This is a genomic window from Micromonospora sp. NPDC092111 (genome assembly GCF_044755745.1).
Lineage (GTDB): Bacteria > Actinomycetota > Actinomycetes > Mycobacteriales > Micromonosporaceae > Micromonospora.
In genome coordinates this window covers 1-26,192 of sequence record NZ_JBIVRQ010000029.1, presented here as the reverse complement: position 1 = coordinate 26,192, position 26,192 = coordinate 1, and the positions used below count along the sequence as shown (strand labels likewise).

20 protein-coding genes and 1 pseudogene are annotated in these 26,192 nt (G+C 72.3%); 8 read left to right on the top strand and 13 right to left on the bottom strand.

Translation table 11 applies throughout. From position 1 onward, the window contains the following. Window positions 1–22: 22 nt before the first annotated feature. Entirely contained in the window at window positions 23–5,398 is a 5,376-nt protein-coding gene (locus ACIQG9_RS29020) for an SDR family NAD(P)-dependent oxidoreductase (protein WP_400408344.1), read from the bottom strand. A 117-nt stretch (window positions 5,399–5,515) separates the two neighbouring features. Here ACIQG9_RS29020 and ACIQG9_RS29015 point away from each other — a divergent pair. Next, window positions 5,516–6,007, top strand: a pseudogene (locus ACIQG9_RS29015) (class I SAM-dependent methyltransferase); the annotation flags it as partial. 52 nt (window positions 6,008–6,059) lie between these two features. Continuing rightward, complete coding sequence (locus ACIQG9_RS29010) at window positions 6,060–6,416, top strand: hypothetical protein (RefSeq protein ID WP_400408342.1); 357 nt, start codon at window positions 6,060–6,062, stop codon at window positions 6,414–6,416. 9 nt (window positions 6,417–6,425) lie between these two features. On the opposite strand, the gene ACIQG9_RS29005 is transcribed toward ACIQG9_RS29010, so the two are convergent. The 3 genes from ACIQG9_RS29005 to ACIQG9_RS28995 form a co-directional block, all read right to left on the bottom strand. Then, complete coding sequence (locus ACIQG9_RS29005; protein ID WP_400408340.1) at window positions 6,426–9,464, bottom strand: COR domain-containing protein; 3,039 nt, start codon at window positions 9,462–9,464, stop codon at window positions 6,426–6,428. 257 nt (window positions 9,465–9,721) lie between these two features. Next, window positions 9,722–10,603 carry a GNAT family N-acetyltransferase gene (locus ACIQG9_RS29000; protein WP_400408338.1) on the bottom strand — a complete coding sequence of 294 codons (882 nt, stop codon included), beginning with the start codon at window positions 10,601–10,603 and terminating at the stop codon, window positions 9,722–9,724. Window positions 10,604–10,721: 118 nt separating this feature from the next. Further along, window positions 10,722–11,966: a family 16 glycosylhydrolase gene (locus ACIQG9_RS28995; RefSeq protein ID WP_400408336.1), complete on the bottom strand. Its 1,245-nt coding sequence runs from the start codon at window positions 11,964–11,966 to the stop codon at window positions 10,722–10,724. Window positions 11,967–12,204: 238 nt separating this feature from the next. Between ACIQG9_RS28995 and ACIQG9_RS28990 the strand changes: the two genes are divergently transcribed. Beyond that, a complete protein-coding gene (locus tag ACIQG9_RS28990) occupies window positions 12,205–12,387 on the top strand; it encodes a hypothetical protein (protein ID WP_400408334.1) in 183 nt (60 codons plus the stop codon). A 166-nt stretch (window positions 12,388–12,553) separates the two neighbouring features. On the opposite strand, the gene ACIQG9_RS28985 is transcribed toward ACIQG9_RS28990, so the two are convergent. After that, window positions 12,554–12,772 (bottom strand): hypothetical protein, encoded by a 219-nt coding sequence (locus ACIQG9_RS28985; protein ID WP_400408332.1) that lies wholly within the window; start codon window positions 12,770–12,772, stop codon window positions 12,554–12,556. Window positions 12,773–12,846: 74 nt separating this feature from the next. After that, complete coding sequence (locus tag ACIQG9_RS28980; protein WP_400408330.1) at window positions 12,847–13,905, bottom strand: NYN domain-containing protein; 1,059 nt, start codon at window positions 13,903–13,905, stop codon at window positions 12,847–12,849. A 182-nt stretch (window positions 13,906–14,087) separates the two neighbouring features. Here ACIQG9_RS28980 and ACIQG9_RS28975 point away from each other — a divergent pair, with 182 nt between their 5' ends. Further along, window positions 14,088–15,776, top strand: a complete 1,689-nt coding sequence (locus ACIQG9_RS28975; RefSeq protein WP_400408328.1) for a discoidin domain-containing protein — start codon at window positions 14,088–14,090, stop codon at window positions 15,774–15,776. 121 nt (window positions 15,777–15,897) lie between these two features. Continuing rightward, window positions 15,898–17,943 carry a glycosyl hydrolase family 28-related protein gene (locus ACIQG9_RS28970; RefSeq protein ID WP_400408326.1) on the top strand — a complete coding sequence of 682 codons (2,046 nt, stop codon included), beginning with the start codon at window positions 15,898–15,900 and terminating at the stop codon, window positions 17,941–17,943. Between the two features lie 141 nt (window positions 17,944–18,084). Here ACIQG9_RS28970 and ACIQG9_RS28965 read toward each other — a convergent pair whose 3' ends face one another. The 3 genes from ACIQG9_RS28965 to ACIQG9_RS28955 all read right to left on the bottom strand — a co-directional run bounded on the left by ACIQG9_RS28965 (window position 18,085) and on the right by ACIQG9_RS28955 (window position 20,058). Continuing rightward, window positions 18,085–18,591, bottom strand: a complete 507-nt coding sequence (locus ACIQG9_RS28965; RefSeq protein ID WP_400408324.1) for an SRPBCC family protein — start codon at window positions 18,589–18,591, stop codon at window positions 18,085–18,087. A gap of 178 nt (window positions 18,592–18,769) precedes the next feature. Then, on the bottom strand, window positions 18,770–19,783 hold the full coding sequence (locus tag ACIQG9_RS28960; RefSeq protein WP_400408322.1) for a cupin-like domain-containing protein: 1,014 nt from the start codon (window positions 19,781–19,783) through the stop codon (window positions 18,770–18,772). Next, window positions 19,780–20,058 carry a hypothetical protein gene (locus ACIQG9_RS28955; protein WP_400408320.1) on the bottom strand — a complete coding sequence of 93 codons (279 nt, stop codon included), beginning with the start codon at window positions 20,056–20,058 and terminating at the stop codon, window positions 19,780–19,782. Before ACIQG9_RS28955 ends, ACIQG9_RS28960 begins: the two co-directional genes overlap by 4 nt. Before the next feature lie 234 nt (window positions 20,059–20,292). Here ACIQG9_RS28955 and ACIQG9_RS28950 point away from each other — a divergent pair, with 234 nt between their 5' ends. Together ACIQG9_RS28950 and sthA are read left to right on the top strand one after the other, a co-directional pair. Continuing rightward, a complete protein-coding gene (locus ACIQG9_RS28950; RefSeq protein WP_400408318.1) occupies window positions 20,293–21,006 on the top strand; it encodes a YoaK family protein in 714 nt (237 codons plus the stop codon). A 107-nt stretch (window positions 21,007–21,113) separates the two neighbouring features. Further along, window positions 21,114–22,517 carry a Si-specific NAD(P)(+) transhydrogenase gene (gene sthA / locus ACIQG9_RS28945; protein ID WP_400408317.1) on the top strand — a complete coding sequence of 468 codons (1,404 nt, stop codon included), beginning with the start codon at window positions 21,114–21,116 and terminating at the stop codon, window positions 22,515–22,517. A 218-nt stretch (window positions 22,518–22,735) separates the two neighbouring features. Here sthA and ACIQG9_RS28940 read toward each other — a convergent pair whose 3' ends face one another. Both ACIQG9_RS28940 and ACIQG9_RS28935 read right to left on the bottom strand, forming a co-directional pair. Next, window positions 22,736–23,212, bottom strand: coding sequence for a hypothetical protein (locus tag ACIQG9_RS28940; protein WP_400408315.1), 477 nt, complete (start codon window positions 23,210–23,212; stop codon window positions 22,736–22,738). Between the two features lie 162 nt (window positions 23,213–23,374). Continuing rightward, window positions 23,375–23,905 (bottom strand): adenylate kinase, encoded by a 531-nt coding sequence (locus ACIQG9_RS28935; RefSeq protein WP_400408313.1) that lies wholly within the window; start codon window positions 23,903–23,905, stop codon window positions 23,375–23,377. Window positions 23,906–24,078: 173 nt separating this feature from the next. On the opposite strand from ACIQG9_RS28935, the gene ACIQG9_RS28930 reads away from it, so the two are divergent. Continuing rightward, window positions 24,079–24,912 (top strand): PIG-L family deacetylase, encoded by an 834-nt coding sequence (locus ACIQG9_RS28930; protein WP_400408311.1) that lies wholly within the window; start codon window positions 24,079–24,081, stop codon window positions 24,910–24,912. A gap of 128 nt (window positions 24,913–25,040) precedes the next feature. Here the strand turns inward: ACIQG9_RS28930 and ACIQG9_RS28925 are convergent, their stop codons facing one another. Both ACIQG9_RS28925 and ACIQG9_RS28920 read right to left on the bottom strand, forming a co-directional pair. Next, window positions 25,041–25,478 carry a hypothetical protein gene (locus ACIQG9_RS28925; RefSeq protein WP_400408309.1) on the bottom strand — a complete coding sequence of 146 codons (438 nt, stop codon included), beginning with the start codon at window positions 25,476–25,478 and terminating at the stop codon, window positions 25,041–25,043. A gap of 38 nt (window positions 25,479–25,516) precedes the next feature. Next, on the bottom strand, window positions 25,517–25,954 hold the full coding sequence (locus ACIQG9_RS28920) for an SH3 domain-containing protein (RefSeq protein WP_400408307.1): 438 nt from the start codon (window positions 25,952–25,954) through the stop codon (window positions 25,517–25,519). Between the last annotated feature and the right edge of the window lie 238 nt (window positions 25,955–26,192).

Sequence of the window (26,192 nt, the reverse complement as noted above, 5' to 3'; positions counted from 1 at the left end):
GGAGGTTCGTCGGAGACTGCCGTCAGGAGATGCCGAGCTCGTTCTCCAGCACGTCGAACAGCTCCTCGTCGGTGGCGGACTCGTAGTCGTGCCGGGAGTCGCCGTCGGGGTCGCCGGACCGGTCCTGCCAGCCGCGCAGCACCGCCTCCAGCCGTGCGGTGATCCGGGCGTGCTCGTCGGCGGGCACCCCGGCCAGCGCCCGTTCCAGGCGGTCCAGGTCGGCGAGCAGCGCGTCGGCCGGGTCGGCGTCGGGCACCACCAGTTCGGCCTTGAGCGCCCGGGCGAGGGCGGCCGGTTCGGGGTGGTCGAAGACCAGCGTGGCGGGCAGCCGCAGCCCGGTGACGGTGCTGAGCACGTTGCGGAACTCGACGGCGGCGAGGGAGTCGAAGCCGAGGTCCTTGAACGCGCGGCCCGGCTGTACCGAGGCCGGGCCGGGGAAGCCCAGCACGGCGGCGGCGTGGGTGCGTACCAGGTCGAGCAGCAGGGTGTCGCGGTCGGCGTCGGAGAGCCCGGCGAGCCGTTCCGGCAGCCCGACCCCGCCGCCGGTCGTCCCGCCGGTGGCCGCCCGCCGGGCTGGGGTACGGACCAGGCCGCGCAGCACGGCGGGTAGCGCGTCGGTGCGCCGGCGCAGCGCGTCCAGGTCGATCCGCACCGGTACGACGGTGGCCCGGCCGGCGTCGACGGCGGCGTCGAAGAGGGCCAGCCCCTCGTCGGTGGTCATGGCGGGCATGCCGAGCCGGCGCATCCGGTGTAGGTCGGCGTCGTCGAGGTGACCGCCCATGCCGGTGCCGGTGGCCCACAGTCCGAAGGCCAGCGAGGTGGCCGGCAGCCCCTCGGCGCGGCGGCGCTGGGCGAGCGCGTCGAGGAAGAGGTTGGCGGCGGCGTAGTTGGCCTGGCCGGCGCCGGCCACCCAGCCGGCCGACGAGGAGAAGAGCAGGAACGCGGCCAGGTCGTGGTCGCGGGTGAGGTCGTGCAGGTGCCAGGCGGCGTCGACCTTGGGCCGCAGCACCCGGTGGAGCTGTTCCGGGGTGAGGGCGTCGACCAGCGCGTTCTCGGCGGTGCCGGCGGCGTGCACGACGGCGGTGAGCGGGTGGGCGGCGGGGATGTCGGCGAGCAGCGTGGCGACCGCGTCCCGGTCGGCGGCGTCGCAGGCGGCGACCCGCACGTCGGCGCCGGCGGCGGTGAGGTCGGCGACCAGTTCCGCCGCGCCGGGGGTGGCGGCGCCGCTGCGGCCGGTCAGCAGCAGCCGGCGTACGCCGTGCCGGGTGACCAGGTGCCGGGCGACGAGGCTGCCCAGCCCGCCGAGGCCGCCGGTGACCAGGACGGTCCCGTCGGCGTTCCAGCCGGTGGTGTCTCCGGGCGACTCGACGGGCACCCGGGTCAGCCGGGGCACCAGGAGCTGCCCGTCCCGGACGGCCACCTCGGGTTCCCCGGTGGCCAGCGCGGCGGCGAGGTGGTCGGTGCCGGAGTCGTCGGTGTCGACCAGCACGAACCGCCCGGGGTGCTCGGCCTCGGCGGCCCGGACCAGTCCCCACAGGGCCGCCGAGGCAGGGTCGACGGGGGTGCCGGCGGCGTCGACCGCAGCGCGGGTGAGCAGCACCAGCGTCGCGTCGGCGTACCCCGGTTCGGTGAGCCATCGCCGCAGCAGCGCCAGCAGCCGTTCGGTGGCCTCGTGCACGGCGGCGGGTGGCGGGCCGGGCGGGTCGAGGGTGACCACGACGGTGGCCGGCCCCGGGTCGGGCAGCTCGCCGTCGGCCAGGGTCCATTCGGTGCCGACGGTGCCGGGGCTGGGGACGGGCTGCCAGGCCACCTCGAACAGGTTGCGGTGGTGGCCGCGGGCGGCGGAGCCGAGCGCCTCGGCGGCGACCGGCCGGACCACCAACTGCTCGATGGTGGCGACCGGGTTGCCGTCGCCGTCGGCGACCGTGACGGTCAGCTTGTCGGCGGTGGCCGGGGAGATCCGGATCCGCAGGGCCGCCGCGTGCGCGGCGTGCAGGGTCAGCCCCCGCCAGGAGAACGGCAGCGGGGTGTCGCCCGCGCCGTCGTCGACCAGGTTGGCGTGCAGCGCCGCGTCGAGCAGCGCCGGGTGGAGCAGGAACCGGGCCGCGTCGGCGGCGGCCACGTCGGGCAGCGCCGCTTCGGCGTAGACCTCGGCGGCGTCGCCGTCGCCGCGCCGCCACACGGCGCGCAGCCCCTGGAATGCCGGGCCGTAGCCGTAGCCGTGGTCGACCAGGCGGTCGTAGAGGCCGGTGAGGTCGACCGGCTCGGCACCGGCGGGCGGCCACTCGGCCAGTCCGGCGGCGACGGGGTCGGCCCCGGCCTGCCGGACGAGGACGCCCTCGGCGTGCCGGGTCCAGCCGGCGCCGTCGGGGGCGTCCTCGGGGCGGGTCCAGATGCCGAGGGTACGGGCGCCGCTGTCGTCGGCGGCGTCGACCGTGACGCGCAGGGCCAGCCCGCCGTCGGTGGGCAGCACGAGTGGCGCGCTGATGGTCAGCTCGTCCAGGACGGGGCAGCCGACCTGGTCACCGGCGCGTAGGGCGAGTTCGACCAGTCCGGTGCCGGGGACCAGGACGGTGCCGAACACCGCGTGGTCGGCCAGCCACGGCTGGGCGGTGCGGGCGAGCCGGCCGGTGAGCACCACGCCGCCGGTGCCGGGCAGCTCGACGACCGCGCCGAGCATCGGGTGTTCGGCGGGGAGTTGGCCGAGCCCGCCGGTGTCGCCGGGGGTGGCGGGCACGTCGAGCCAGTAGCGCTGGCGCTGGAAGGCGTAGGTGGGCAGGTCGACCTGCCGGCCGCCGGGGTGGACCGCCGCCCAGTCCAGGTCCAGCCCACTGACCCACGCCTGCGCCATCCCGGTGGCGAAGCCGGCGACCTGGTCCCGGTCCCGACGCTGCAACGGGACCGCCACCGCGTCCTCCACACAGTCGGCGACCATCGCGGTGAGCACACTGTCCGGCCCGATCTCCACAAACCGGGTCACCCCACGCGCCGCCAACGCGGCCACCGCATCGGCGAACCGCACCGTCCCCCGCACCTGACCCTGCCAGTAACCGGCCGACGAAAGCTGCTCTTCCGTGGCCAGCTCACCAGTCGCCGTGGACACCAGTGGAATCACCGCCGGACTCGACGTGACCCCACCCACCACCCGGCCGTACTCGGCCAGCATCGGATCCATCAGATGCGAATGGAACGCATGCGACACCCGCAACCGACGGGTCTTCACCTCCAACGACGCTTCCAGCGCCGCGACCTGCTCCTCCGTGCCCGACACCACCACCGCACGCGGACCGTTCACCGCCGCCACGTCCACGCCGCCGAGGTCCAGTTCGTCGAGCGGCGCGGCGATCGCCAACATCGACCCACCAGCCGGCAACGCCTGCATCAGACCACCCCGAGCCGCCACCACCCGACAGGCATCTTCGAGAGACCACACCCCGGACACGTACGCGGCAGCCAGCTCACCGATCGAATGACCGGCCACGAAATCCGGCCTCAGACCCCACGACTCGGCCAACCTGAACAACGCCACCTCGACCGCGAACAGGGCCGGCTGCGTCCACCCGGTCTGATCGAGCACACCATTCGGGTCGGTGAACATCACCGCACGGAGGTCACCGTCGAGCAACGGCCCGAACGCGGCGCACACCTCGCCCAACGCGGCAGCGAACACCGGGAAGGCGTCCGCCAACTCCCGGCCCATCCCCACCCGCTGCGCGCCCTGACCCGTGAACAGGACAGCGGTGCGACCACCGACCGTCTGACCGGCGAGACCACCACCGGCGGCGAGCGCTTCGAGGCCCGTCGTCAGCTCGGCGGTGGCGCCGCCGAGCGCCACGCCCCGGAACTCCAGCCCCGCCCGGCCCACGCCGAGGGAGAAGCCGACGTCCACCGGACGCTCGTCGGTCAGCGAGTCCCGCAACCGGTCGGCCTGCCCGGCCAGCGCGCCCGCCGACCGGGCCGTCAGCGGCCAGAGCACCACCGGCGGTTCGTCGGCGTCGGCCGGCGCGTCGGCCTCGACCGGCGGGGCCTCCTCCAGCACCACGTGGGAGTTGGTGCCGCTCAACCCGAACGACGACACGGCCGCCCGCCGTGGTCGCCCGGTGGCCGGCCACTCGACCGCCTCGGTGAGCAGCCGGACGTCCCCGGCCGTCCAGTCGACGTGCGGGGTGGGTTCGTCGACGTGCAGGGTGGACGGCAGCAGACCGTGCCGCATCGCCAGCACCATCTTGATCACCCCGGCCACACCGGCGGCGGCCTGGGTGTGCCCCAGGTTCGACTTCACCGAGCCCAGCCAGAGTGACCGCTCCCGGTCCCGGCCGTAGGTGGCCAGGATCGCCTGCGCCTCGATCGGATCTCCCAGCCGGGTACCCGTACCGTGGGCCTCGACGGCGTCCACCTGGTCGGCGGTGAGCCGGGCGTTGGCCAGGGCGTCGGCGATGACCCGGCGCTGCGACGGGCCGTTGGGCGCGGTGAGGCCGCTGCTCGCGCCGTCCTGGTTGACCGCGCTGCCGCGCACCACGGCCAGTACGCGGTGCCCGTTGCGCTGGGCGTCGCTGAGCCGCTCGACCAGCAGCACCCCGACGCCCTCGGCCCAGCCGGTGCCGTCGGCGGCGGCGGCGAACGGCTTGCACCGGCCGTCGGAGGCCAGGCCCCGCTGCCGGCTGAAGTCGATGAACGTCTCCGGGGTGGCCATCACGGTCACGCCGCCGGCCAGCGCCAGGGTGCACTCCTCCCGGCGCAGCGCCTGGATCGCCAGGTGCAACGCGACCAGCGAGGACGAGCAGGCGGTGTCGACGGTGATCGCCGGCCCCTCCAGGCCGAGCACGTACGCGACCCGGCCGGAGAAGATGCTGCCGGCGTTGCCGTTGCTGATGAAGCCCTCCAGTTCGGCGGGCACCACCGGCAGCCGGGTCGAGTAGTCGTGGTACATCAGCCCGGCGAACACCCCGGTACGGCTGCCGCGTGCCGACACCGGGTCGATCCCCGCCGACTCGAACGCCTCCCAGGACGCCTCCAGCAACAGCCGTTGCTGCGGGTCCATGGCGATCGCCTCGCGCGGGGAAATGCCGAAGAATTCGGGGTCGAAAAGCGCGACGTCGGAAAGGAAACCACCGGAGCGGGCGTACGTCTTACCGACCTTGGAATCGTCGGGGTCGTAGATGTCCTCGACGTTCCAGCCCCGGTCGTCGGGGAAGTCGGAGACCGCGTCACCACCGTCGGCGAGGAGTTGCCACAGCTTCGCCGGGCTGTCCACACCGCCGGGGAAACGGCAGCTCATACCGACGATCGCGATCGGGTCGTACTCCCGTCGCTCGGCCTGACGTAGCTGCCGGCGGGCCTCACGAAGATCGATGGTGGCCCGCTTCAGGTACCCGAGAAGCTTCTCCTCGTTCTCCATCTACGTCTCCCGCCACTAGCCCCAGCCGCAAAGACCCGGGCCGATATCGACTCACGGGTCATCGCGGCGGCAATTGTCGAAACAGAGAGCTTCTTCAGGCATTGTTGGTTGTTCGCGATGACCCTACGAAGTGGCGCGGGCACACCCAACCCCCTATCGCCCCCAGAGCGCCCCCTAGCGGCCGGCGGGCCAACCTCGGCACGGGTCCCCGCCCGGCCTGACTGCCCCCGGGGTCCTACGATCCGACGGATGAGCCTGCCGCCCTCCGCCCGCGCCACCGACCAGTACGCCGGCACGGCCGGCAACCTCGCCGCCCGGATCGCGTTGCACGCCCACGGCACGAACCCGCAGGACTGGCTCTCCTGGTTGGACGAACGGCTGCCGCTGGCCGGGGACGTGCTGGAGGTGGGCGCGGGCACCGGGCGGCTGTGGACCCGGGTCGACCACCGCGCCCGTGGTCTGCGCCTCACCCTGACCGACTTCTCGCCCGCGATGTGCGAGCGGCTGCGCGCGGTCGACGGGGCGCGGGTGCTGCGGTGCGACGCGACGGCGCTGCCCTTCCCCGACGCCAGCTTCGACAGCGTCGTGGCCAACCACATGCTCTACCACCTGGACGACCCGGACGCCGGGCTCCACGAGTTCGCCCGGGTGCTACGCCCGGGTGGGGCGGCTCGCCGTGGCCACCAACGGCGACGGGCACCTCGCCGAACTGGACGCCCTCGCGGTCGCCGTCGGTCGGCCCGAGCTGACCCTGCGCGGCAGCCTCAACGACTTCACCGCCGGCACCGGCCCGGCGTACCTGGCCCGGCACCTCACCGACGTGACCGTCGAGCGTTACCCGGACGACCTCGACGTGCCCGCCGTCGAGCCGATCCTGGCCTACCTGGCCAGCATGGGCGGGGAACCGCTGACGCCGGAGCAGGAGTCGGCGGCGCGTGCCGTCGTACGGGCCGGGATCGACGCGGACGGCGGTTTCCGGGTCCGCAAGCACACGGTGCTGATCGCGGCGACCCGCTGAGCCCACCGGCTACGGGACGTCCGGCACGGCGGGCCGGAGGGCCGGGGCGGGCGGCCGGTGCTGCGCCGGTCCGCCCTGGGACGGCACGCCTGCGGGTGATCGTCCCGGTTGCGTCGCCGGCCCGGACTCCGGCAGGTGCGGCAGACCCGGGTCGTACTCGTGGTAGTGGACCGGGCATACCCAGAGCAGTTCGCCTGACGGCGCCTGGACGCGGCGCAGGTCGCCGAAGGCCCGGCCCTCGTCGTACTTGAACAGCAGGGCGCGCAGGCCGCGGAGTGCCTGTCCCTCGGCCTTCGTCAGCTCGTTGGTGGGCATCGCGTCGAGTCGTTCCTGGCGTTCGACCTCGGCGGGCAGCCGTTCCGTGATGACCTTCATCAGCTCGATCCGCTTCGACAGGTCCTCGGACTGCTGCTTGGGCAGGGTGACGCCGGAGACCGCCGCGACGATCGGCACCACGAGACGGAGGGTCTTCAGCACGAAGTTCGCGTAGGGAGCCACCCTCGTCATCCACTCGCGTTCCTGTTTCAGCTCGTAGGTGGCCGGCTGCCAGGGGTGCCACGCGCCGGGGTGTTCGCACCACAGCGTGAGGTAGATGAGCTGGAAGGTGATCCGGCGTTGCCGGATGAGACCGGACGGCCCCAGCGGCTCGGTGTTGCGCGGCGGGGGTGCCAGGGTGAACATCCGCGGGCAGTCGATGACCTCGGTCGACACCACCTTGAGGACCCGGCGGAGTGAGTCGGCGCTCTGCGCGGCGAAGACCTCCACCCGCTGCACCCCGCCCTCGATCCGCTCGATCCCGCCGGAGATGACGCCCAGTTCCTCGTGCAACGCCTCCAACTGCGCGCGGATCTCCGCCTGCGCGGAGGTGAAGCCGGTGAGCAGGATCGAGATGTCGTGGTCGATGTCGCATTCGAGACAGTCGCGGGTGGTGCGTCCGCGCTCCCGCCAGCGCAGCAGGCCGTTGAGGGGGAACTCGCCCACACAACCCGGGGTGGGGCAGGGAATCAGGAACTGGTACCGGAGTCCCGGCCACCGACGCCTGAGCAGATGCTCCATGCTGTCCCGCAGCACGTTGAAGAACATGTCCGGCGACGGCGCGCGGACCTGCAACATGAGACGGCCGTCCGGCTGGAGTTCGATCAGCGCCTCGGAGGCGTAGGCCGAGGTCGGATGCCGCAGGAAGACGCCGTTTCGCCAGTGCCTCCCGACCGAGGCGTTGTGGTGCCGGACGGTCATCCAGGCGATGACGCCCGGCGCGGGCTCCTGGAGCTTGCAGATGAGCGTGACGACCCGGATGTCCGACGAGGTGGGGGTCTTGAAGACCCAGGGCAGCGGCGGGCGGGAGTGCGGGACGAGCTGGGCGATCAGGCTCTTCTTCTCGTGATCGTCCAGCCGGTACGAGATGTCGAACTTCTCCATCAGCCGCAGGAAGTAGGGATGGTGCCGTACCGGGTACGACTCGCCGTGCACGCGGTCCTGCCAGATCGCGCGCAGCCGCGCGTGGTCGAGGACGCCGTTGGCGTCCCGCGTCACCGAGTCCTCCAGGACGTAGGCGATCGCCTTCGTCAGCCATTCCGGGTTCAGGACGACGATGTCCCGCAGGCCTTCGTCGTCGCCGTAGTAGATGATCTGGCCCAGGTCGTGCAGGAGTTCGGCCAGGGTCGTCGTCTCCTCGTCGTTGAGTTGCTGCGCGTCACACGCCGCGACGAAGTCCGCCCAGGAGATCTGCGGCTCACTCTGGTACCGGGAGAGGATGTCGTCCCGGGCCGTGATCCAGCGCGGGCTGAGCATCCGGCCCATCTGCGGCAGCGCGGCGGCCTCCCTGGCGACCTGTTCGCGTAGTTCGGGGATGCCGTTCCCGCTCTGGTTGTCGACGCTGAACTGCCCCGCCAGCATGTTCGGGAACGTCTGCCGGAGCTGCGCGAGGTCGACCTCCGGGTTCCGCTCGTCACAGTGCGTCGGCACGAGGATGGCCCGGGCCTCGTGGCCGACCCGGAGTCGGATGCGGCCCAGCCAGCCCTCGACCTCGCTCTGTTCCTGCCCCTTGCGGGCGTTCCAGACGAGGATGTAGAGCGCCCGGCGGCTGAAGAAGAACTGGTGCGTGATCCGGTACACCTCCTGGCCGCCGAAGTCCCAGGCGCGCACCATCATGTCGAGGTCGAGGTCGGGGTGCGGCAGGACGAGCGGATGGATCTCCAGGCCGTGGGTGGTGTCGCGGTTCCGGACGAACTCCTCGCCGCGCAACGCGGCCAGCAGGGAGGTCTTGCCCACCGCTCCCTCGCCCACCACCAGGACCTTGGCCTCGTAGTGCGGCACCGCGTCCTCAAGGCTGCGCAGGTAGGCGGCGAGCGCGTCCAGGCCACGGGTCAGCAGGTCCGGCAGCGGATCCGACAGCGGGTTACGGGAGACCGAGAACGAGATCGACCGCCCCAGCAACTGCACCATCTCGCGCGGGAGCTCCCGGATCTGGTTCCCGTCGAGTTCCAGCTTGTCCAGTTTGGTGAGCAGGCCGATCTCCGGCGGCAGTTCGCAGATCTGGTTGTTGCTGAGGTACAGGCGGCGCAGATTGGTCAGCTTGCAGATGTCCGGTGGTATGTGGGTCAGTCGGTTGTTCCTGAGGTCGAGCTGTTCGAGATTCCGCAGGCGGAACAGTTCCGGTGGCAGGGTGGCGATGTCGTTGCCGTCGAGGTCGAGCTCCCTGAGCTCCGACAGCCGGCCGATCTCGGGCGGCAGGACGGTGATCCGGTTGTCGTCCAGGTACAACTCTTCGAGCCGCTGCAACTCGCCGATCTCCTTGGGAAGCGAGTGGAGGCGGTTGCTCCGCACGTCCAATTCGGTGAGGTTGATCAGGTGGCCGATGCCCGGCGGAAGGGTTTCCAGGTCATTGTGGATCAGGTAGAGCCGGTCGAGGTCGCCGAGCTCGCTGATGGCAGCGGGTAGGCTTTTCAGACCCCAGCCGGAGAAGCGGGCGAAGCCTTCCTTGCGGGCCCGGTCGACGTCTGCCGCGGTGAAGGTGCGCGCCGCGTGGTCTGCTTTCCTGATGGCCAACTCCCTGGGTCCGACGACGCCTTCTCGCCCCGGATTCGGCGGCGTGGGAATGGCATTGTCACCGAGCGGGCTGGTGCGCAGATCGCTTGACGGTAACGAACACCGGTCGACCGGTCGACCCGGGTACCAGGTCGATTCCGTCAGATTCGCGACAGCCACTCCAGTCGGTTCGCGGCGACGACCCGCGCCGCCCGCGGGACGGTGACCGGCCACCGGCGGCGCGCGCCGTGGCGCGTGGGCGGGCCGGCGTGGGCGGCTCAGCGCAGCGTCTTGCCGAACCAGTGGTGGGCGTAGGGGTTGCTGTTGTAGGCCGGGATCTCCCGGTAGCCGAGGGCGCGGTAGAGCCGGATCGCCTCGGTGAGGCCACGGTTGGTGTCGAGCCGGACGCTGTCGGCGCCGGCGGCTGCCGTGCGCCGCTCCAGTTCACCCATCAGCCGGCGGCCGACGCCGAGTCCGCGTACCGACTCGGACACCCAGACGCGCTTGATCTCCGCGGGTTCGTCGGGGCGCAGCCGCAGCGCGCCGCAGCCCACCGCCTCGGTCGACAGGGTGGCGAGCAGGAACAGGCCGTTCGGGGGCGTCATCTCCTCGTCGTCGACGCCACTGCGCCCGGGGTCGAAGCCGCCGTCGAACCGGCCGGCGAGTTCGCGTCCGTACGCCCGGAGGCAGGCGCGGGCGCGGGGGTCGCCCGGGTGGCAGGGCCGGATGGTCACGAGTGACGCCACGAGCAGGCGCTCGACCTCGGCCATGGCGTCGGTCAGCCGGCGGCGTTGGCTCTCGCTGAGCGGTGCGAGCACGGACCAGGCGCGTTCGTCCGACATCCGGTCGAGGGCGTCCCACTCGGCGCGGCCGGCGTCGGTCAGCCGGGCGGTGCGTACCCGGGCGTCGCCGTCGGCGGCGGCCACGCTGACGAGCCCTTCCCGCTCCAGGGCGCGGAGCAGCCGGCTCAGGTAACCGGCGTCGAGGTCGAGCCGGGTACGCAGGGCGACGACCTCGGTGCCGGCCGGTCCGATCTCCCAGAGCAGGCGGGCCTGCGCCAGCGGCCGGTCCCGGGTCAGGTAGCGGTCGTCGAGCGCACCGACCCGCTGGGTCACGGTCCGGTTGAAGCGCCGGACGATCTCCGTCAGCCCATGGTCCATACGTCTGACTTTAGTCAGACATCATCGGGGGTCCTCCGTGGGCCCCCGGGCGTTTCGCGTCACCGGGGCCGGGCCGCCCGGTGGTGTGCCGCGCGGCCCGGCTCTCGTCGCGGGTCGGTCAGGCGCGGGACCACTTCTGGTTGCTGGCGCCGTTGCAGTCCCACAGGTGGAGCTTGCCGCCGTTGGCGGGGTTGCGGTCCCGTACGTCGACGCAGCGGTTCGCGCTGAGGTTGACCAGGTCACCGGCGGCGGTCAGGGTGAACCGCTGGGCCGGGTTGCCGTTGCAGCTGACCAGGTTGACCTCGGTGCCGTTGGCGGTGCCGGCCCAGGCCGGGTCCATGCACTTGCCCATCGCGCGGATGGTGCCGTCGGCGGCGAAGGTCCAGGCCTGCGCCGCGCTGGTGTTGCAGTCCCAGATCTGGAGCTTGGCGCCCTCCACCGGGTCGGCGCTCGGGATGTCGATGCACCGGCCGCTCTGCGCGCCCTTGAGCCGGGTGGTGCCGGGCGGCGGGTTGCCGCCGCCGGGGACGTAGCTGGAGACCCGGACGTAGTCGACGAGCATCGACTGCGGGAACGACGTGGAGCCGTCGGGGTAGCCCGGCCAGTAACCACCGACGGCCACGTTGAGGATCATGAAGAACGGGTGGTCGTAGACCCAGCGGTTGCCGCCGAGCCGGGCGGGGTCGACCCGGTGGTACTCGACACCGTCGAGATACCAGGTGATCAGGTTCGGTTCCCAGTCCACCCGGTAGGTGTGGAAGGCGTCGGCGAGTGGCTGGCCGATGTTGCGGCTGCCGCTGATGCCGCCCGCGCCGGAGTAGCCGGGGCCGTGCACGGTGCCGTAGACCGTGTTGGGCTCCTTGCCGATGTTCTCCATGATGTCGATCTCACCGGCGTTGGGCCAGCCGACGCTGCCCATGTCGGAGCCGAGCATCCAGAACGCCGGCCAGATGCCCTGACCCCGGGGGATCTTGATGCGGGCCTCGAACCGGCCGTACGCCTGGTTGAAGGTGGCGGCGGTGAGCAGCCGGGCGGAGGTGTACTCGCAGCGGCCGTAGTGGCACTGGTAGTTGGCCGGGTTCTCCCGGCGGGCGGTGATGACCAGGTTGCCCTGACCGTCGTGCACCGCGTTGCTGGTGCTGTTGGTGTAGTACTGCCGCTCGTCGTTGCCCCAGCCGCCACCGCCGATGTCGAAGCGCCATCGGTTCTGGTCGACGGGCGTGCCGGCGGGGGCGTTGAACTCGTCCTGCCAGCTGATGCCGCCGATGGCGGCCTCGGCCGGTTCGGCCTGCGCGGGCAGGACGAGGGCGGCGGCGAGGGTGACGAGGGCGACCGCCGCGCGGGCGAGGGGTCGTGACCGCATGGCGGGTCGGGATCCGGGCACGGGAGGCTCCTTGGCGACAGGGGGCGGGACGGGGTGGGTTTCCACCGCCGAGAGAGAGCGCTCTCCACGAAGGATGTCGATATTTCGACTTTCTGTCAAGAATGTTGCCAGTTAACTCGAACAGGCCGGCGGCACCACGACCGGGCCGGAACCGACCCGGGCCGGACCGACACCCGCATCCGCACGGGGATCGACCGGGGCTGCTATACCTTCAGCCATGTCCGTCGATCGACTCATCGCCGTGGTCCTGCTGCTGGTCGCGTTCGCGGCCCTGACGGTGTCGAAGGCCGCACCGTTCCTCGACGACCTGGCCGGCCCGGTACGCATGGGCGTCGTGGTCGTCGGCGTGGCCAGCGGCCTCACCGGCGTCTGGCTGTGGCTGCGCAGGTCACCCCGCTGACGACGGCCGGGTACGGCCGGTCGCGGGCAGCCGGCACCGACCGCGGGACGATCGGGACCCGCACGGCAGGGCCGGCGGGTCCGGGGAGGCAGGCCGGTCCGGGACCGGGAATTCAGGCGGCTCGGGACCGGGGCGGGCGGGCCGGTACGGACCGCCCGCCGACCGGTCAGAGCGGCAGCCCGCGCCAGGACGGGTTGCTGCCGCGCCAGGCGTCGGCCAGGATGACCGCCGCCGCCCGGCTCGGGCACTGCTGCACCCGGGACCGACCCGACGCCCCACCGATCTGCGCCTGGACCTCCCATGCCTGCCCGTCGGTACGGATATACACGTCCCGCCGCCCGCGCGGGCTCGGGTCACCGTTCCACCAGTGCTCCTCGACCATCATTCGCCGACCGTATAGCAATTCGGCGCCAAGACGTGAGTCGCGCCCGGCCGGAGCCGCCCGCCGGGCCGGCGCGGTCACGCCTGCCGGGGGGTGAGCAGGTAGTCGTCGGCCTCCGGACTCCAGGCCAGCTCGACCGCGCCGGCGGTCGCGGCGGCCTTGCAGAACTGGAGAAAGCTGCGGTAGCCGAGCTTCTGCTCGCTGAACTCGGGCCGGGCCCGGCGGAGTTGGTTCTTCAGGCCGGAGAGCGCGGCCGGCCCGCCGGCGGCGGTCAACTCCTCGACGACGGTACGCAGCAGCGCGAAGGCCACCTCCTGGTCGCCGTGCTCGGGCAGCGACACCTCGGGGTCACCCTTGGCCGGCCCCTCGGCCAGCTCGACGACGTTGTGCCCGGCGAGGTGGCGCAGGAGTTCACCGAAGGTGCGGAACCCGTAGTCCGACTCGCTGAAGGTCGGGTCCTTGCGCAGCAGGGTGCGCTTGAGCCGGGAGGCGGTCACCTCGCCGCCGGAGCTGCCCTGGAGGCCGGCCACGGTCTGGGCGACCACCACGGCGAGCGCGTCCGCGTCGCGTACCGGCTCCTCGGCGGCGGGCGGGCGCTCCAGCTCCGGCGGCTCCGGCGGCCGGGCCGGGCGGCCCCGACGGCTGCGGGTGGGCGGGATGTCGACGCCCTCCAGCCGGTCGTAGTAGAGGAACTCGTCGCACGCCGGCGGGAGCAGCGCCGAGGTGGACTTCTCGACGCCGACCCCGATCACCCGCTTGTTGAGTTCGCGGAGCTTGTGCACCAGCGGGGTGAAGTCGCTGTCGCCGGTGCAGATGACGAAGGTCGAGATGTACCCGCGCTCGAAGGCCAGTTCCACCGCGTCGACGGCCATCTTGATGTCGGCGGCGTTCTTGCGGGAGGCCCCCATCCGCTGCGGTATCTCGATCAGCTCGACGTGCGACCGGGTGAGCATCCGCCGGTCCTCGTCGAAGTACGACCAGTCGGCGTACGCCCGCCGCACCACCACCCGGCCGCGCTCGGCGAGGGCGTCGGCGATCGGACGGAAGTCGAACGCCCGCCCGCCGTGGTGGTCACGCGCCCCCAGCGCGAGGTTCTCGTAGTCGAGGAAGAGGGCGATCCGGTCTTCTTGATCCACCGGGGCAGCGTACGCCGACCGGCGCGCCGGATGGCTGCGGCGCGGCGGGACGGAGATCGCGCAGCGCCTTCTTTCGTTGTTCTGATCCCATGTTTCAATCTCAAGTCGAAGTATTGCAGGAATGTGTCCGGCGCTGACATGATGGCCGTCGATCCCCTCCCCTGACCGTGAGGAGCAGCTCGATGGCCGTGTCACGCCGGAAGTTGATCGGATCCATCGCCGCGGGGTCCGCCCTCGCCGCCGTCTCCCCCGCCGACCTGCTCCCGGCACTGCGCGCGGCGGCCCGCGCCGCCAGTCCACCCGGGGACGTGGTCGGCAAGATCACCGTCGGCTACCAGGGCTGGTTCAGCTGCCCGGGCGACGGTGCGCCGATCGGCGGCTGGTGGCACTGGAGCCGGGACCGCTTCCAGTCGCCCTCGCCGACCAACACCACCATCGTCTCCTGGCCCGACATGCGGGAGTTCACCCGTGGCTACCCCACCGCCTACCCGGCGCTGGGCGACGGCCGGCCGGCGACGCTGTTCTCCTCCTACGACCAGCAGACCGTGGACACCCACTTCCGGTGGATGCAGGAGCACGGCTGCGACACCGCCGCCCTGCAACGGTTCAACCCGTTCGGCGACGAGGGACCCACCCGCGACGCCATGGCGGTCAAGGTCCGCAGCGCCGCCGAGCGGTTCGGCCGCAAGTTCTACGTGATGTACGACGTCACCGGCTGGACGGCGATGCAGTCCCAGCTCAAGGAGGACTGGACGACCAAGATGTCGGCGCACACCGCCTCCCCGGCGTACGCCCGGCAGAACGGCCGGCCGGTGGTGTGCGTCTGGGGCTTCGGCTTCAACGACGACGGCCGCCCGTTCGCCCCGGCCGCCTGCCTCGACGTGGTCAACTGGCTGAAGGCCCAGGGCTGCTACGTCATCGGCGGCGTGCCGACCTACTGGCGGCAGGGGATCAACGACTCCCGGCCCGGCTTCGCCGACGTCTACCACGCGTTCCACATGCTCTCGCCGTGGATGGTCGGCCGCACCGGCACCCTCGACGGGCTCGACTGGTTCCACACCAACGTCAACGTCCCCGACCTGGCCGACTGCGCCGCGTACGGCATCGACTACCAGCCCTGCGTGATGCCCGGCGACCTCTCCGCCGGGCACCGCCGGCACGGCGACTTCTACTGGCGGCACTTCTACAACGTCACCCGGCTCGGCGCGCAGGGCGTCTACGTCTCGATGTTCGACGAGTTCAACGAGGGCAACCAGATCGCCAAGACCAGCGAGACGCAGGCGTCCACCCCGGCCGGCGTGGGCATCCGCGCCCTCGACGAGGACGGCACCCGCTGCTCCGCCGACTACTACCTGCGGCTGACCGCCGACGGCGGCCGGATGTTCAAGCGGCAGCTCGCGCTGACCCCGGTCCGCCCGACCCCGCCGGTGACCGGCGGCGGCCCGCCGCCGCCGGTCGACCTGGCCGCCGGCCGACCGACCTCGGCGAGCAGCCAGAACGGGCCGTACACCGCCGGCAACGCCGTCGACGGCGACCCCGGCAGCTACTGGGAGAGCACCAACGGGGTCTTCCCCCAGTGGCTACAGGTCGACCTGGGCGGCCCGGTGACGGTCGGTCGGGTGGTGCTCCGGCTGCCCCCGCCGGCCGTCTGGCAGCGGCGCACCCAGACGCTGTCGGTGGAGGTCAGCCCGGACGGCGCCAACTGGAGCACCGCCGTCGGATCCGCCGGACGGGTCTTCGACCCGGCGACCGGCAACCAGGTCACCCTGACCTTCCCGGCCACCTCGGCGCGGTACGTCCGGATCCGGATCACCGGCAACACCGGCTGGCCGGCGGGCCAGCTCTCCCAGTTCGAGGTCTGGGCCGCCTGACCGGCGGCGGTCGAGGCAGTCCCCCGGCCGCCCGAAGCCCACCGCCGATCGCCCGTACCGCATCCACCGGCCGGCCGCCGACGGCCGGCCGGCGCATCCCACCGAACAGAAGGGTCCACCGATGTCCCGCAGCTCGATCCCGTGGTGGCGGTCACGGCGCGGTCCGCGCCGACCGGCACGCACGTTGGCCGCCACCGTCGCGCTCGGCACCGCCCTCGGGGTGCTGACCGGCGCGCCCGGCCCGGCGGTCGCCGGGCCCGCCGGGGCGGGGCCGGTGGTGACCCGGGCCGCCCTCGACCCGCAACTGGTCGCCGGTCGGGGTGCCCGGGTGGGCTTCCTGGAGCAGGAGGCGGAGAACGCCCGCACCGACGGCGAGGTCATCGGCCCCGACCGCACCGCCTACACGCTGCCGTCCGAGGCTTCCGGCCGGCGGGCGGTCCGGCTCACCCCCGGCCGGTACGTCGAGTTCGTGCTGCCCGCCGCCGCCAACGCGATCACCGTGCGCTACAGCATCCCGGACGCGCCCACCGGCGGCGGGATCACCGCCCCGCTGGACGTCTCGGCCAACGGCCGGCCGATCCGCACCATGACGCTCACCTCCCAGTACGCCTGGCTCTACAACCAGTACCCGTTCTCCAACGACCCCCGGGCCGGGCTGCTGCACCCGGACTGGTGGATCACCGAGTGCTCCTGCGTGCCGGCGCAGACCACCCCCACCCCGACCGTCGCCACCCCGTTCCGCCCGCACCACTTCTACGACGAGCAGCGCCTGCTGCTCGGCCGCACCTACCGGGCCGGCGACCGGATCCGGCTCACCGTGCCCACCGGCAGCAACGCCGCGTGGACGGTCGTCGACCTGCTCGACTCGGAGTTGGTCGGCCCGCCGCGGGTCCGGGTGGTCGCGGCGAACGTGCTGGCCTTCGGCGCCGACCCCACCGGCCGGCGCGACTCCGCCCCCGCCATCGAGCGGGCCATCGCGGTGGCCCGGCGCACCCACCTGCCGGTCTACCTACCGCCCGGCACCTACCAGGTGAACCGGCACATCATCGTCGACGACGTGACGATCGAGGGCGCCGGTAGCTGGTACACGATCATCAAGGGCCGGGAGGTGGCGCTGCCCGAGCCGGCGCCGGACGGCTCCGTGCACACCGGCGTCGGCTTCTACGGTCGGGACGCCGCCGACGGCGGCAGCCACGACGTCCACCTCTCCGGCTTCGCCGTCGAGGGCGACGTCCGGGAGCGCGTCGACACCGACCAGGTGAACGCGATCGGCGGGGCCCTCAACGACTCCACCATCGACGGCCTGCACCTGCGGCACACCAAGGTCGGCGTCTGGCTCGACGGGCCGATGCGCAACGTCCGGGTCACCAACACCGTCATCGTCGACCAGATCGCCGACGGGCTGAACCTGCACACCGGCGTCACCGACTCGGTGGTGGCCGACAACGTCGTCCGCAACACCGGCGACGACGGCCTGGCGATGTGGTCGGAGCGGGTGGGCAACGCCCGCAACACGATCACCCGCAACACCGTGCAGTCCCCGGTGCTCGCCAACGGCATCGCCCTGTACGGCGGCACCGACAACACCGTGTCGCACAACCTGGTCGCCGACCCGGTCCGCGAGGGCAGCGCGATCCAGGTCGGCGCCCGGTTCGGCGCGGAGCCGTTCACCGGCCACCTGCGGATCACCGGCAACACCACCGCCCGCGCCGGCACGTACGAGCTGAACTGGAGGATCGGGCTCGGGGCGATCTGGTTCTACGCCCTCGACCGGGACATCGCCGCCGACATCGAGGTCACCGGCGACGCCTACCTCGACAGCACCTACAACGCGATCATGCTGGTCAGCGAGTGGTCGGTGAAGGACCTCTACGCGATCAGCGGCGTCCGGTTCCGGGGCGTACGGGTCGACGGCACCGGCACCTCGGTGGTGAGCGCCCGCACCGCCGGGTCGGCCTCGTTCGCCGACGTGGACGCCCGCAACGTCGGTGCCGTCGGGGTGAACAACTGCGGCTCGTTCCACTTCACCCCGGCCGGTTCGGAGTTCGGCCTGACCGACCTCGGCGGCAACGACGGCGGCTGGTTGGCCCCCTGGCTGCTGCCGAACACCATCACCTGCGACGACCGCCCGCCGGTGGTGCCGCCGCCCCCGCCCTCGCCCTGGTGATCCGGTGCCCGGGGTCGCCGCCGTCCGGCGGCGACCCCGGGCGGCCGACGCCGACGTGCGGCACACCCTGGCGTGGGAAACGCTCTCCTGCGCGGCGTGGCTGGTCAGCAGACCGGGCCCACCAGGACGGCGCCGGCCGCGTCAGCCGGCCTCCTCCGCGAGGGTCTTGATGCCGCGCAACGCCGACTCGATGTTGCTCCGGAGCTGGTCGAGGCGGACCGCCACGATCTCCTCCTCGCGCTCCGGGTCGGAGTCGATCACGAGGCTGAGCCCGGACCGGCCGAGACCGATCCGGACCGACTGCCGCAACCTCGTGCCGGTCGCCTCGGGCGTCAGCTCGAAACGCCAGGCCGACGCCGGTACCGTGGCGTCGCTGTCGGGCCCGGCGAACCTGCCGTCCGTGTCCGTCACGACCCAACCGAACACCCGCTGCTCCCGCAGCTCGGTGACGTGGGACGTGGTCCGCCACTCGCCGATGCGCGGGTGCCGGTTGTATCCGAGGAAGCTCGCCCCCAGGGCCGGGCGGGCCGCACCGCCGAGCCACTCCACCCGCTGCAACTCGGTACTCAGCCGGGCCGGCAGGTGGATGTCGGTCACCAGTTCCCAGACCCGTGGCGGAGCCGCCTCGACGTAGACCTCGCAGGCCACGCCTGGCCTATCGGCATAACGCAACGTCGCCGCCTTCAGTCGGACCCGGCCGTCGGGATCAACCCGGGTGATCGACGATAACGGTTGCGAGGGCGTGTCCACTACGGACGACCGGACGGCACCACCCCACCTAACGGTGACCGGCGTCCCGCCACTCGCCCGGCGGTGGGGCCGCCCGTCACCCGTCCTGTCCGGCGGCCGGCGGAGTGGCCATCTTGTGGTTCTGCCCCGGGGTCCGGAAGTGGTGGAAGCTGACGGTGGCGCTGACGTCCAGCGCCTCCACCCAGTGCCACCAGCCCACCGGCACGAGCAGCATCTGACCCGGTTCCAGGACGGTTTCGAGCACCGTCGCCTCGGCGAACCTCGGGTGCCGGGCGAGGTCCGGGTGCGCGGCGTCGACCGCGCTGAACGTGCCCCCGCGCGGGTAGACCAGGTGCCGCTCGTACGAGGGGACCAGGCGGACGTGCTTGCGGCCGAGCACCTGGCACAGCAGCACCGAGCTGTTGTCCACGTGCAGCGGCGTCACCGTGCCCGCCGGCCCCAGCAGCAGGTGCCCGAGGCCCGACGGGTCCACGATGCCCTCGGGTGCCCGCACGTCGTCGACGAGGGGCCGCAGCGCGCCGGTCCAGTTCTCGTTGCGCGGCACCATGTAGTAGTCGTTGGTGCGGGTGCCCGAGCCGAGCATCGCCAGGTAGTCGCGGAACGGCATGCTGGTGCGGTGCCGGTCGTACTGCCAGGCGTGGTCCGGGTTGGCGTCGCGCCCGGTCATCACCTCGACCACGGCGTCGCCGCACGCCGCGGCCAGGCCGTCCAGGGTCCAGTCGAGCGCGGGCCAGTCGGCCATCAGGCCGTCGAGCACGACCGGGCGGTGCCCGAAGTAGTACCGGGCGAAGAACTCCTCCGGGGTGATGTCGGCGCGGCGGTCCAGGGTGCGACCGCCGTCGCTGTTGCGCAGCGCCCGGTACGTGTCGAGCACGGACTCCATCCAGTCGTACCGCAGCGCGAGGCGGCGGCACACGGCGAAGTACGGGTGGGCGGTGAGCTCCGCCAGTTCGGCGTCGACGGCGTCCGGGTCGGCGCCCCCGGCGACGACGGCGGCCCGGGCGTCCTCGACGGAGGCGCCCATGGCCAGGTTCTCCGCCAGCCACTCCCGCCAGGCGGGGCCGAGCCGCGCCAGGGTGGGCGTGGTCATGCCACGGCCGCCGGCACGGCGGTGAGCCGGACCGTCCGGGCGGTCTCCTGGCAGGTCGGGTACGAGTTCTTGACGTGGGCGGGGAGGTGCTCCGCCGGCGGCGGGGTCAGCCGGGCCGCGCGGGCGTACTCCTGGCAGTTGACGTAGGAGTTCTTGACGTGCGCCGGGAAGTGGTCGGCCGGCGGCGGGGTGAGCCGCGCCTCGCGGGCGTACTGCTCGCAGTTGACGTAGGAGCCCTTGACGTGGGCCGGGAAGTGGTCCGGGAGAGAGGTCATGGCGACAGTCAACGGGCCCCGCCGACCCGGCCGCCAGGGACCGGCGTCCCGGCCGCCCGGGACACCGCCGCCGCACCGATCGGCCGATGCGCGGGGTCCCCCGCTCGACCGACTCCGCACCCGAGCCGCCGTCACCTGCCCTGCCGGGAAATTCTCGAACGGGGCAAACCCCCATCAGGTGGGCGGTCCTGCGTAGACTCTGCCTCGACTCGCCGACGATCCCCGGAAAGGGTCATGACCAAGACGTACGAGGTGCCGCTCCTGGTGCTGACCGCGGCGACGGGCGCGATCGACGGCGTCAGCTATCTCGCCCTGGACCGGGTCTTCACCGGGAACATGACCGGCAACGTGCTGTTCATCGGCTTCGGCCTGGCCGGCGTGTCCGGCCTGCCGGCGCTCAACAACCTGGTGGCGCTGCTCACGTTCATGCTCGGCGCGGTGCTCGCCGCCCGGCTGACCCGGGGCGCACCGGGGCCGGCGAGGCTGCCCCGGTCCGGGCTCGCCGTCCTGGTGGCCGGCAGTGTGGGGACGCTCGTCCTGGCCGGGCTCTGGCTCGGCACCGGGGCACCGGGCCACGGCGCGATGCTGGTCACCACCGGGCTGCTGGCCCTGGTGCTCGGTGCCCAGGCCGCGGCGGTCAGGCACATCGGCATCCGGGACCTGTCCACGGTGGTGGTGACGATGACGATGGTGCACCTGTCCACCGACAGCCGGGCGGCGGGCGGCGTCGGCGCGTCCTGGGCCCGGCGGTTCGGGGCGATCTCCGCGATGGGTCTCGGGGCCTTCGTCTCCGCCGTACTGACCCTGCGGGTCGACGGGGCGGTGGCGCTGCTCGTCGCCGGCGGCTTGATGGCGGTCGGCACGGGGCTGATCGCGGTGGTCCGCCGCCGCGAGGTCGCCGCCGGCTCGCCCGCACCGGACGCGCAGCCGACGACCGGCGGGCACTGACCGCCCCAGCCGGGACGGCGGCGGCCAGGCCGGACAGACGGCCAGGTCAGGGGGTACGACCAAACCCGGCCTGGCGCGGGTGGCGACATCTTGCGACGCTAGCAGGCGTGTATGACTACGACCTGTTGGTGCTGGGCTCCGGGCCCAGTGGTCAGAAGGCCGCGATCGCCGCCGCGAAGCTCGGCAGGCGGGTCGGCATCGTGGACCGCCGCGACATGATCGGTGGGGTGTGCATCAACACCGGCACCGTCCCCTCCAAGACGCTGCGCGAGGCCGTGCTCTACCTGACCGGCCTGAGCCAGCGCGACCTGTACGGCAGCAGCTACCGGGTCAAGGACGAGATCACGGTCGGCGACCTGGCCGCCCGGACCCAGCACGTGATCAGCCGGCAGACCGACGTCATCCGCAATCAACTGGCCCGCAACCGGGTCGCGCTGATCACCGGCACCGGCCGGTTCGCCGACCCGCACGCGATCTGGGTGGACGGCGGCTCCGGGCACGAATCCAAGATCACCTTCGACAAGGCCATCATCGCCGCGGGGACCCGCCCGGCCCGCCCGGACAGCGTCGACTTCGACGACCGCACCATCGTGGACTCCGACGGCGTCATCAACCTCCAGGCCGTACCCCGCAGCATGGTCGTGGTCGGCGCCGGCGTGATCGGCATGGAGTACGCGTCCATGTTCGCCGGTCTGGGCACCAAGGTGACCGTGGTGGAGCGCCGCGACCGGATGCTCGAATTCTGCGACGAGGAGGTCGTCGAGTCGCTCAAGTACCACCTGCGCGACCTGTCGGTGACGTTCCGCTTCGGCGAGGAGGTCGCCGCGGTGGAGAAGCACCAGACCGCCGCGCTGTGCATCCTGAAGAGCGGCAAGAAGATCGTCGCGGACACGGTCATGTACTCGGCCGGCCGCCAGGGCCAGACCGACGACCTGGCGTTGGAGATGGCCGGGCTGGAGGCCGACCGGCGCGGCCGGATCACGGTCGACGCGAACTACCGCACCGCGGTGGACCACATCTACGCGGTCGGTGACGTGATCGGTTTCCCGGCGCTGGCGTCCACCTCGATGGAGCAGGGCCGGCTGGCCGCGCAGCACGCCTGCGGCGAGCCGGTCCGCGAACTGCACGAGTTGCAGCCGATCGGCATCTACACGATCCCGGAGATCAGCTTCGTCGGGAAGACCGAGGAACAGTTGACCGAGGGCTCGACGCCGTTCGAGGTGGGCATCGCGCGCTACCGCGAGCTGGCCCGCGGCCAGATCGTCAGCGACTCGTACGGGATGCTGAAGCTGCTCGTCTCGCCGGCCGACGGCCGGCTGCTCGGCGTACACGTCTTCGGCACCGGCGCCACCGAGATCGTCCACATCGGGCAGGCGGTGATGGGCTGCGGCGGCACGGTCGACTACCTGGTCGACGCGGTCTTCAACTACCCGACGCTGGCCGAGGCGTACAAGGTGGCCGCCCTGGACGCGTCCAACAAGATCCGCAACATCGTCCGGATCGACGGCTGACCGGCCGGCGGGGGCGACGCCGGCCGGCGTCGCCGCCACCCGGTTGGACCGGACAGGCGGATGGACCGCGCAGCAGCGCCGGCCGCCCTCGGCCGGGGGGCCGGCGGGCCCGGGTGGCGGACCACCCGGACCGGCGACGAGATCCTCCGGCGCCGCCCGCAGGGGCTCGTGCGGTTGACCTGCCGGAGCCCGCCGAGGACGCTGCCGGCTCGTCCGGCTCAGCCGCAGTGGACCCGGTCGTAGCTGGTGGCTCCGCCCCCGCCGGACGTGTCGAAGCTGCCACCGATGTCGATGCAGCTACCCGGGGCGTAGACGTAGAGCGGTCCGGCGTACTTGGTGAAGTGCTGGCCCGCCTTGTCGCCGTCGGTCTGCCAGGTGCCGCCACTCTTGCGGGCGGCGACCACGATGTCCCAGGCGCTGCTGATCACACTGTCGTTCGTACGGGCGATGACGCAGTTGTAGCCGTTCGAGCTGTTGTAGTAGACGTCGATGTAGCCGCCGGCCAGGGTCCGCCAGTCGATGGCCCACGACTTCAGGAAGCCGTAGGAGCTACCGCAGTAGTTCGTCCGCGGGATGGCGCTGGCCGGACCGGCCGACAGTCCTACCAGGCCGGTGGTGGCCAGCGCGACGGCACCGAGCAGGGCGGCGGCGCGGGTGCGCAGGGTGCCGGCAGGGGTGAGCTGGAAGATCGACATGAACGGTCCTTCCGTGGTTCCGATGATCCGCACCCAGGCAATCAGCTATCCACTCCCGACGGACAGGTGTCGAAACGACCACCATTCCCTCCCGGCGCGCGGGGATGGCCCGCACGGGGGGTGAGGCCCAGGCCGCGCAGCCCGGGCCCTGCGCTGGGCCGGTCACCGCTGGGACAGGCCGGCCAGCCAGCGCTCCAGCGCCGCCGGGGAGCGGAACAGCAGCACCGGCGGTCCGGCCGGATCGGCCTGCCAGGCCCGCATCCGCCGCCGGGCCCGGCCGAACGCGCCGACATGCCACACCAGGATGGAGTCCCGGGACAGCACGCTGCCCAGCGACTCGCGATTGCCGTTGCAGATCTCCTCCCCGGTCCACAGCCGGCGCACGGTGCGGCGCAGCAGCCGCCAGAAGGAGCACCAGAGCGGGTAGTCCAGGCCGACGACCAGGTCGGCGCGAGCCAGCGGCACGTCCCGCCACCCGTGGTACGCCCCGTCGAGGATCCAGCGGTCGCGGCGGCAGATCGCCTCGATCCGGCTGCGCTGCTGCGCGACCGGCACCTCGACCCAGCCGGGCTGCCAGAGCAGGTCGTCGACCGGGTACCACGGCAACCCGAGGCGGTCGGCCAGCCGCGCGGCGAGGGTGGACTTGCCGGCCCCGTACACCGCGTAGACCAGGATGCGGCACGGTGCGCTCATCGCGGCAGCGTACGCGGCCGGCGCAGCGGGCCAGGTGACGGCGGCGCGCGAGCGTGCGGTCACCCCTGGCGAGCCCGCCACGGACCTGCCGGACCGCCGCGCACCCCGCTCCCCGGAACGCCGCATCCTTTGGTGGCCCCGCGCGGTCGCGGCGACCCTCGTAGGGTGAGGGCATGGCTGAGCGATCCCTGACCCTGATGGCGGTGCACGCCCACCCCGACGACGAGGCGACGAGCACCGGTGGCGTCCTTGCCCGCTACGCGGCGGAAGGGATCACGACCGTGCTCGTGACCTGCACCGACGGGCGCTGTGGCGACGGCCCCGGCGGGGTCAAGCCCGGCGACCCGGGGCACGATCCGGCCGCCGTGGTGGCGATGCGCCAGGCCGAACTGGAGGCCAGCGCCGCCGCGTTGAAGGTCACCCACCTGGAGACGCTCGGCTACGCCGACTCCGGGATGATGGGCTGGCCGAACAACGACCAGCCCGGCGCGTTCTGGACCACGCCGGTGGCGGAGGCGGCGGACCGGCTGGCGGAGCTGATCCGGCAGTACCGGCCGGACGTCGTCGTCACCTACGACGAGAACGGCTTCTACGGCCACCCGGACCACATCCAGGCCCACCGGATCACCATGGCGGCGGTCGCGCAGACGGACCTCCCCGCCAAGGTCTACTGGACCACCGTGCCACGCTCGGCGTTCGCGGAATTCGGCCGGGTGATGAAGGAACTCGGCGTCGAGTGGGCCGAACCGGACGCGTCGGCGGCGGAGTCGGGGCCACCGCTCGGCCTGCCCGAGGACGAGATCACCACCTGGGTGGACACCAGCGGCTACGGCACGCAGAAGTTCGACGCGTTGGCCGCGCACGCCAGTCAGACCGAGAACATCTTCTTCCTGCAACTGGGCCGGGAGCGGTTCACCGAGCTGATGGGCGTGGAGACCTTCGTGCGGGTCCGCGACAGTACGGGCGCGCCGGTGCCCGAGGACGACCTGTTCGCCGGCTTGCGCTGACCGGCCCGGCACCGTCCGGTGACGCCGACCCCGGGCGGCAGCCCGCCACCACGCCCGGCCTCGGCCGGGGACGGCGTCGGGCCCCGGCCGCCACGGCCGGGGCCCGAACTGTTCCGGAGGAGCCGCCGCTAGCAGCGGGGCAGGCCGGGATGGAACCCGTCGTATCCGCTCTGGATGTTGGTGTCCGAGGCGTAGAAGTAGGTCATCCCGGTGACGACCCGGTCCCAGATCGCGCTGGTCCCGAGGTTGCCGGTGACGGTGTCGCCGGTCGTCTGGCAGCTCACCGAGACGTAGCTGCCGTTGGGAACGGTGAGGTCGACGGAGCAGCTCAGTCGGGGGCAGCTACGCAGGTTCAGTGCCGGGCCTCCGGTGCTCACCCGGAAGGTCAGGGCCGTGATTCCCACCTCGCCGGAGGCCGGGCCGGCTCCCTGGGTCACGGCGACCCGTTGTGGCGTGGCGGCGGGTGCGGCATGAGCGGCGGCGGTGGCCACCGGAACGGAGGCGGCCACGGCGACCAGCAGGCTGAGCAGGCTGGCGAGCCGGTGGCGCGGTGCGATACGGCGCATGGAACGGAAGCTCCTTCTCGGCGGGATCGGCGCGGTGGTCAGCAACGGGGCAGGCCGGGGTGGAAGCCGTCGTATCCACTGCGGATGTTGGTGTCCGAGGCGAACCCGATCGGTCCGGACGAGCCGATGATCCGGTCCCAGACGGCACTGGTGCCGAGGTTGCCCGTGACGGTGTCACCGGCCCGCTGGCAGTCGACCGTGATGAAGGTTCCGTTGGGGATGGTCGTGACGACGCCACAACTGAGGCGGGCGCAGCTACGGACGTTCAGGGCGGTGCCACCGGTGCTGACCGTGAAGGTCAATTCGACTGCCTGCCGGTAGGCGACGGTTGCCTGGGCGGACTGTTGCGCCTCCAGCGCCGGGGACGGAGCCGGGGCGGCGTTCGCCGGGGTGGCGGCGAGGGCGACGACGGTGCCGGCGGTGGCCAGCATGCCGAGGAGGGTGGCGAAGCGGCCACGAGGGGTGTGGTGACTCACTGCTGTTTCTCCCGTTCATCCGGTAACTGCGGATGCGTACGACATTAATGCGCGACGATGCGTTTCATAAGATGATCGCCGTTGTGCGGAGAATCTCACCATCAGTCGGCAGAAATTAACCCATGACGCGTAAAGGGGTTGAACGGAGTTGCGTCCCGCAGAGTGGTGTGTGGCAGGCCCCTTGAGGTGGGGCTTGGCGTAGACGTGAGGCGGCCACCGCGTGATTCTTCGATCTGAG